Here is an 8,493-nt window from a genome sequence, read left to right on the forward strand (position 1 = left end):
TTAACAGATTTTCTAATAAAAGAATTTCGTTAAGTCCCACTTATTTTTTACAAAAATTTTTGTTAAAAACTTGGTAAAAATAGTTTTTGCTATATAATTATTATTAACCAAAATTGAAGGAGTACATTATGAACAATGTGTCACACAAAAATAATAATTTAAATATTCAAGATAATATGCATAACGGAGTATCCAGCATGATGAATTTTGAGCAACAAAGTTTTATTGGTTGTGAAATATTTGAGGAAAAAGCTCTTCCCATTAAAGAAAAAAGCAAATTAAGCAAGATAGGCAAAAAATTACCAGGAATAAGCAGTCAAGAATGTTTTAAGTTTAATCGAAATATTGATTTTAGCGTGCAGAGAAACAAACTCAATAAATATGGAGCTAGTGAAGTGGGTACTGTTCTGATTGGTGGAGTTGGACTTAAAGACTTGATGATAAACCGAGTGCTTAAATATTTTGGTATGAGTATGCCTTTTGAAGAGAATTTGTATATGCTCAAAGGTAAAGAGTTGGAAAATTTAGGATTTAGAGAATTTGTTAAAGCTCACGGTGATAATATTGATGTTTTGTATAAAAACAAATATGCCAACGGTGTTGATAAATATAATTATTTCAAAAAAATGGATGGTTTTACAACTTTAGTAGGCTCAACAATTGATGGATGGTTTATAAATAATGGTGGTGATTTAGAGCTTTTAGAGATTAAGAGTAGTGATTCTAATTATATGAGTAGTGCTATAGCCGAGTACAATAAAAATGGCAATTTTTTAAGTAGTAAGTATTTTTTCAAGTACTATGTGCAAGCACAAATGCAGTTGGCATGTACTGGACTTGAGTATTGTAATTTATTCTTCTTAATAGACGCTGCACCGGTTAACTGTAAGATAAAAAGAAATAATTCTTTGATATCAAAAGTTTTAGAATTTGTTCAAAAATGTGAATGGGAAGTTTTCAACGTAAGAAACGAAATTATTGAAAAGAATGGGGCTAATTTATTAATTGCAAGTGATTATGATAATGATGCGTTTATTAAGTTCATTGAAGAGATTGAGGAGTTGGTAGTAAAGAGTGAGTTTTATCGATCTGGAGTTGAGTTTGATTGGATAAATGAATTTGTAGAGTATGTTGAGTGCACTGACCTTGAGATTAAAACCGAAGAGTCTGCTGCTAATCTTGAGTGTAAGCTGATTGAGATTGACAATCTAAAATCAGAACTAGATAAAATTCAAAATGAAAACAAAAGGAGAGAAAAACCCATTAAAGAACTACTCAAAATTAAAATTAATGAAATTTTAGATAAATATCCACTAATGAATCATGTAAATTACAGATTCAAGCAATTTGTGTTCAATTACGATCCTAAGAAAAGGGCAATAGCAGATAGATTTACGGAACTTTCGACAACAAATAATAAATTTTACTTGCCGAGCAATATGAGCAATATGTCGTATGCAAATAGTGTCCCCTTTTGAATGGGGGCACTAAAAAAATTAAAAAAAATATTTAACATTGGAGGATTAATTAATGCTTATTAGTAAAATAAAACAAAAAAATAGGAGTTTACTTGGAGAGATACAAAGATGGGGGTGTTATTTTTTATGCTTGCATTATTATACAAGTTTGTTGAAGAATATTGAATTTAATGCTTTTGGAATAAATGTGGCGTATCGCAGATTTTTAGGACTCGGGTACATCAAGAAAAATTGTTTTATTAATGATCCTTGTATGATACTTAATTATTATGGAATTAGAACTAGTGTTAGATATGAATCTTCCAATTACTTTGTGGCTGCTAATGAATTTGAAATAAGTGAAGTTAAAATTGAGGGTGTTAATGGGTCACACTTTATTGCTACAAAAGAGAAAGAAATATTATATGATTCACTTGATTTAAAGCTTAATGGAAAACTATTCAAAGTAACTTCAAAGCGCATATTTAAACTTAGATAGTCTTGCTACAGCTTTAAGCCATTTTTGATGCACTTATAAGCCTGAATTTTGTTAGCAGAAGAGAGTCCGTAGATATTATCAATTTCATGAGTTGAAGAATATTTCATAAGTTCTTTAATTTGGAAAGAATTGTAGCCATTAGATTTTAAATTTGAAATAAATAAATTTCTACATAAATGGAGTGATTTATTTACCTTAAATCCCGATTTTTTAAGAAGATTTTTGAATTTTTTAGAAATATGAGTAATATCAATTTGATTATCTTTAAACTTATGTTTGGTTTTTTGGAAAAGATAAGTTCTTCTAGTATCAAGATTTTTTTCTTCAAAATGATTTTTGTGCGCTATTTCAATAGCCGCAAATTCATTAGCGTCAATGACAATTTCTCTAATACAAGTGATACTTCTTTTTTTTGCTACATTTACTTTTATATTGTAATAAATTTCACCAGTTTTGTTTGATAACTGGGTAATATCTTGCATTTTTACTTTTTGAATTTCAGTGCCCCTACATCCACTTATTAAAAGTAAATATACAAACCACCCAGATATTGGATCAATTTGTTTTAATTGTTTGATACATTTTTCAATTAGTTTTCTAGTTTTTGGAGTTATATAAAACTTAAGACTGGGTTTTAGATTTTCTTTTTTAGTTTTAGATGAATTTTTTATGGTATTTTTTAGAATTTTGTTTTCATCTATTACTTTTTGATAATCTTTTATGAGTTTGAGGAAAAAATCCGAAGTGTCTTTATTTAAATTAAGATAATTATTAAAGTCCATAATATCCTCTCCTTATAAGTGTTACTTTTAAATTAAGTAAAAGTAATAAAAATAGATAAAAATTGCAATTTATATTTTATCAAAAACGTAAAATTTTAGTCAAATTTTGGTGTCTCTCATTGCAAGCAAAATCCGTGCTGTAGAGTAGCTGTAATAAACAGAAGTGTCGATTTCTAAGGGGTGCACCCAAGAAAGATAATATACTTTGGGTGATATATAGCAAAGACTCTGAAATTTGATTTGTATGTGTTTTGTAGTCTTTTGTAATGAGTATAACATTTGCAATGGAGAGATTTTCTAAGTTTGATTAAAATTACATTTGAGTTTTGTTACTTTGTAACGCAAAATGTAACAAAATTAATTAGTTAAATCTTTAAAAAATTGTAATTATTGGAGGTTGCATTATGTTTAGGCTTGCGGAGTAACTTATGAATAAAAATATGAGAATGTTTATTGTTTGTGTTGTTTTTTTGTATTGATAAGTTCTTGTGAGAATCATACTTAATATGACGAGCAAAGTAATAGCTAGGTAAAATTTTGAAAAATAATTAAAAGGGGGAACCCATGAACAATGTTTCAAACAATAATAATCAAGATATGCAAAATAATATTCAAGCAAAAATTCAATTCAGAAAAGATATGCAAACCCTAAGAATGAATTTGCCGGGTATTGACAAGAATCCTAAGGGGTACGAGTATTATTATTGGAGTTTAGATAAAATATTAAAAGAAATTAAAAATGTTATTAAAAAGCACAATTTGGATCTTATGTTTAGGCAATTTCCAACTTTTACACATGATCCATATGGTAGAGTTGATGTTATTAGAACTACATTTTACAGTAAAAGTACTGGGTACAGAGAATCATTTGATACACCAATTCATACAGATAAATTACAATGCAACAGTGAAAATGGGTCTAAAGGAGTAGGTGGAAAGACATTACTACAACTTTATGGTGCAGCTATTACTTATTTCAGAAGATGCGCTTTAGTAGGGCATCTTTGTATAAGAAGTGACGAATTTTTTAATTTCACTGTGAATATTAAATATAAAAAAAGAAATATCGGTGATTGGATAGACTTGGGGACTTTAGATGTAATAAAAGAAGAATATGTTATTGTAACAAATTTAAATGCAGGGAGGCATGCAGCTAAATTATTTTCATTAGAAGAGTCAGAAATTAATAACTTTGTAAATTCGATGATTAAAGGGGGAGCATTTAAAGCCAATTATTATTATGGTTATCAAGAAGTAGAATATGGAGAATATTATGAAAACAAAAACATAGAAACAAAAATAGAAACTATTGATGGTTCTCAATTCATTACATTTTTGGGAAAAAGCAATTCATATGCAATTTTATTGGATGAATTTAAGAAGAATTTTAAAAGAATTTGAAATAAATATTTACAGTATGGGAGATAATTGTTATGAATAAAAAAATGTTTATTATTTGTTCTATTTTTGCATTAATAATTTCTTGCAAGAATGATGTAAATGGTAAAGATTTAGAAACTTCAGAACAAAAAAGTTTAGAAATTTCAAAACAAATAGAACAAGAGATAAAAAAAGAATTTAATGGATTGTTAAATATTTTAGAGACAAAAGATTTATCCACATTAGATACATCAGAGATTGAAAAAACAATTAAGGATTTAAAGGATAAAGTAGATAAATCTGATGCTAAAACAACTTCTCTTAAAACATATTCTGAGTATGAAGAAAAAGTAAAAGAAATAAAAGAAAAATTAAAAGGGAAAGGAAATTTTGAAGATAAGTTAAAGGGACTTGAAGATAGCTTGAAAAAGAAAAGAGATGATAGAAGAAAAGCTTTAGAAGAGGCTAGACAGACATTTCAAGGATATAAAGGACAAGTTGATACTGCAACTGGAGAAACTCAAGGTCATAGAGCCCAAAATCAAAGAGGCAGTGGAGCACAGGCCTGGACAAAAGCTAGAGAATATGGGTTAAGTGTAAGTTATTCTAATGGTTCTGGTACTGATACTAGTGATATGTCAAGTGGAATAATAGATGAGGCGATTAAGCAAATTGATGAAGAGCTTAAAAATAATGGAGAAGAGGCTGAAGGTGTTAAAAAATAAAAGAAATGGTTTATAAAAGCATAAATTATGATAAACAAGACTAGTTGTTAGTCTTGTTTTCTTATTAATATTGGAGAATCATGATAAATGAAAAGAATTTATATTATTCTATATCTTATATTTGCTTTATTTTCTTTAAATGCTGACGAATTTTTAAGAGGTATCTTTAATAGTCGTGATAATGATCTTGATTATGAAGATTTTAAAATGCAAGAAAATAGTTTGTATTTAAAAATAAGTGATAAAAAAGATGAAAATAAGAAAGGATATTTTTTTGTATCAGCGGATAAAGATGTTTTTAACTTACTGTATCTATTTGGAACTGCTATTAGTGAAGTCTTTAGCAATAGCGATAAAACTAAATCAAAAGATAACACTAAAATAAAAAAGGATTTATTGTTTGAGGATATTAATGGGTTAGTATTTGCTTACAGCGTTGAAAAGGGGTCAAAGATTGCTCTTTTCTTTAAAAAAGAAATACTAAAAAATACTAACAACATAAAAAATATAATTATTAGTTGTTCTTTTGATAAAGAACAACCCATTATAAATTCACTTAGTAAGCAATGGACTGTAGAAGACAGTGGTTTTCTAGTTTTAAAAGAAAATGAGATGCCCAATTTTCTTAAAAAAGTATTATCAAGTAAAGTTTTAAAAGTAAAGGTATATGATAAGCAAAAAATAAATGAGGCTTTCAGTATTAGACTTAGAAACTTTCAAGATTTATATGATATGTATGAACATAATTTTAATTAAGAAATTGAAAAAATTGAATAAGAGATTAAGAAGTTAGAAGATAAAAAAGAATAAAAAATGCTTTTATAAACATAAATGAAAAACAAGACTATTTGTTAGTCTTGTTTTTCATTTATGAGTATTAAGTTCGCTAAAATGATTGGTTAAAGTTTAATATTAAACATTTTTCAATGGTTTTTGGAATTTCCTCCTTTGCTAAAATTTTAGCATATATAATTGTGTTTTTGCTATATTATTATATATATAATATGCATGCTAATAAAGTTTCAGATTTTTATGATAATTTAGGTAAGAAATTAAAAAAGGAAATAGATAGGCTGTACAGAACTGATCAAGTAACTCTGGAGCAAAAAAGACAAATATACAGTGCTTATGAAGTAATACAAGAATACAAAAGAAAAACTGGTAAAAGTATTAATGAGGTAATAAATTACACTTTAGGCCCCGAAAAAGAATTTATTAAAGAAGTTTTGAAAGATAAATATCTAATAAAAAAACATAGTTCCAAAGATATTAAATTTGATTTTAGCTATAAGGAAGGAATACTAAAAAAATGTTTGGACAGATTAGGAGAAGATAAATCCATCAATTTTTTGCTTTTTGTTCATAGGATTCTTCAGAATATAAACCAAAAAATATCAAAACAAAAGCAAATATATTTGATTATAGAATTTGCATATTTTTTATTTATAAACATACACTACTATGACAAGAAAATTTTCACAAGTAAGAATCTTATAAGTGTAGTTAAAAGTTTTTCCAAAATTATAGAGTAAATTTTTGGCAAAATACAATAAATTAGTGAACTGCTATTTTCATAATCTTTGATTTAGAAATAGCAGCTAGCTAAATCAATAAAAGCCAATAAATATTAAACACCCGTCAATAGGTATAAAGAAGTTATCAGTTTATGTTAACAATTTGTTAAATTGCTTTACTATTTAGAGTAACAATTTGTTAATTTTGTTACTTTAGAGAAATTTTTTGAAAAAAGTTAAACGTTCTTTTGATGATTATGTTGCCTACTTTAGAGAAGGATTATTGGATGATAAAGAAATAGCAGCTAAACTTGGAGTTTCTAGAGTAAATGTATGGAGAATGAGACAAAAATGGGAGAGTGGGGAAACTTCTGTTGGTGATAATTCTAGAGTAATAATTAGTGAAGATACTTTTGAACATCTTGTAGCCCAAACTTTTAAATCAGAAGCTAAAGCTAGAAAAATTAAGGGAGAATTAGATTTAGAGCGCTCTAATTTAGAATTAGGATTTATACGAGCATTTAAACAATATGCAAGCATTGAACTAGCCAAAATGCATTTAAAAATAGAAGATTTACAATCCGAAATTGCCTTTTTGAATAAAAAATGTAACAAGAAAAATAATGTTAATGAAAAAATTAGTTTGTTAAAGAGTGAGCTTAATGACCTGATAAAGGAGTGTTCAATAAGGGAAATGGAGCTTTACTATGAATGTATGAAAAAGCTAACTTCTGCTCATGAAGTTGAGAGTAAAAGTAACTACAAAAGTAGTAAAGGGTACAAGTGAATTTATATCAAACAAAATTTTTTACAACACTTCAAAAGGAATACAAAAATCAGTTTGGAGTTGATATATCTAAATTTTTTGGAACAACAAACTCTTTGGTTAATTTTGCTCAGTTTGAAGAGAAATATTTAACCGTAAAGCAAAATAGGGTTATAAAAAGTATCCAAAAGAACAACGAAAAGAAAATTATACTCAGTGGCGGTATAGCTAGCGGCAAAACGTATCTTGCGTGTTATCTGTTTATTAAAAGTTTAATTGCAAATAAAAAGTTATATTCCAGTGATACTAATAATTTCATCATAGGCAATTCTCAACGTTCAGTTGAAGTTAATGTTTTGGGGCAATTTGAAAAGCTATGCAAACTTCTTAATATTTCATATATTCCAAGACATAGGAATAATTCATATATACTGATTGATTCACTACGGATTAATTTATATGGAGGGGACAAGGCAAGTGATTTTGAAAGGTTTAGGGGTAGTAATTCAGCACTCATTTTTGTAAATGAGGCTACTACTTTACATAAGCAAACTTTAGAGGAAGTATTAAAAAGACTTAGGTGCGCGCAAGAAACTATTATTTTTGATACCAATCCAGATCATCCAGAACATTATTTCAAAACTGATTATATCAATAATACAGCTACTTTTAAGACATATAATTTTACAACTTACGATAATGTTCTCCTAAGTAAAGAATTTATCAAAACTCAAGAGAAACTCTATAAAGATATACCAGCATACAAGGCAAGAGTTTTGCTAGGAGAGTGGATAGCAAGCACCGACTCAATTTTCACACAAATTAATATTATGCAAGACTATGTATTTACTAGCCCGATAGCATATTTAGACCCAGCGTTTAGTATTGGAGGTGATAATACTGCGTTATGTGTTATGGAGAGAGTCGATGATAAGTACTATGCTTTTGTATTTCAAGATCAACGACCGGCTATTGACCCTTATATTATGAATATGGTCAAGACTGTTTTACAAAATTTCAATGTACACACGCTTTACATAGAAGATAGAGACAATACTAAAGGCGCTGGAGGATTGACGCGTGAATATATGACTCTTAGAAAGAATATGAGTCAATATTTTAGAATTGCCCCAGTAAAGCCAAAGTCTAATAAGTTTAGTAGAATAGCATTGTTAATTACACCTTTTACCTACAAAAAACTTTATATTGCAAAGTATAGTAGTTCTACTGTATTTAGCGATATTTACGCTTATAAAGGGGATAATAAAACTCCCGATGACGCGCTTGATGCAATATCTGCTGCATATTTGATGTTGTCTTTAGGATATAGAGATAGAAGTGTTCATTTTGGCAATCAAAGATTTTTGTAA

9 protein-coding genes are annotated in these 8,493 nt (G+C 27.8%); 8 read left to right on the plus strand and 1 reads right to left on the minus strand.

Annotation, left to right across the window (positions count from 1 at the left end):
- The first annotated feature begins 128 nt into the window (after positions 1–128).
- Together QIA21_RS07560 and QIA21_RS07565 are read left to right on the plus strand one after the other, a co-directional pair.
- Positions 129–1,478, plus strand: a complete 1,350-nt coding sequence (locus QIA21_RS07560) for a DUF244 domain-containing protein (RefSeq protein ID WP_418905848.1) — start codon at positions 129–131, stop codon at positions 1,476–1,478.
- 52 nt (positions 1,479–1,530) lie between these two features.
- The gene (locus QIA21_RS07565; RefSeq protein ID WP_418905722.1) at positions 1,531–1,956 is read left to right on the plus strand and encodes a DUF261 domain-containing protein; all 426 of its coding nucleotides are present in this window, start codon (positions 1,531–1,533) and stop codon (positions 1,954–1,956) included.
- Positions 1,957–1,961: 5 nt separating this feature from the next.
- Here QIA21_RS07565 and QIA21_RS07570 read toward each other — a convergent pair whose 3' ends face one another.
- Complete coding sequence (locus tag QIA21_RS07570; protein WP_418905814.1) at positions 1,962–2,738, minus strand: site-specific integrase; 777 nt, start codon at positions 2,736–2,738, stop codon at positions 1,962–1,964.
- Between the two features lie 564 nt (positions 2,739–3,302).
- Between QIA21_RS07570 and QIA21_RS07575 the strand changes: the two genes are divergently transcribed.
- The 6 genes from QIA21_RS07575 to QIA21_RS07600 all read left to right on the plus strand — a co-directional run bounded on the left by QIA21_RS07575 (position 3,303) and on the right by QIA21_RS07600 (position 8,493).
- Positions 3,303–4,139 (plus strand): ERF family protein, encoded by an 837-nt coding sequence (locus QIA21_RS07575; protein ID WP_418905849.1) that lies wholly within the window; start codon positions 3,303–3,305, stop codon positions 4,137–4,139.
- Between the two features lie 32 nt (positions 4,140–4,171).
- Complete coding sequence (locus QIA21_RS07580; protein ID WP_418905850.1) at positions 4,172–4,843, plus strand: ErpL protein; 672 nt, start codon at positions 4,172–4,174, stop codon at positions 4,841–4,843.
- A gap of 87 nt (positions 4,844–4,930) precedes the next feature.
- Positions 4,931–5,599, plus strand: coding sequence for a hypothetical protein (locus tag QIA21_RS07585; RefSeq protein WP_418905851.1), 669 nt, complete (start codon positions 4,931–4,933; stop codon positions 5,597–5,599).
- Between the two features lie 248 nt (positions 5,600–5,847).
- Complete coding sequence (locus tag QIA21_RS07590) at positions 5,848–6,375, plus strand: DUF643 domain-containing protein (RefSeq protein ID WP_418905852.1); 528 nt, start codon at positions 5,848–5,850, stop codon at positions 6,373–6,375.
- 208 nt (positions 6,376–6,583) lie between these two features.
- Positions 6,584–7,144, plus strand: coding sequence for a DUF603 domain-containing protein (locus QIA21_RS07595; RefSeq protein ID WP_418905799.1), 561 nt, complete (start codon positions 6,584–6,586; stop codon positions 7,142–7,144).
- On the plus strand, positions 7,141–8,493 hold the full coding sequence (locus tag QIA21_RS07600) for a PBSX family phage terminase large subunit (protein WP_418905782.1): 1,353 nt from the start codon (positions 7,141–7,143) through the stop codon (positions 8,491–8,493). Before QIA21_RS07595 ends, QIA21_RS07600 begins: the two co-directional genes overlap by 4 nt.

It is taken from the genome of Borreliella japonica (assembly GCF_030438115.2).
Taxonomy (GTDB): Bacteria; Spirochaetota; Spirochaetia; order Borreliales; family Borreliaceae; genus Borreliella; species Borreliella japonica.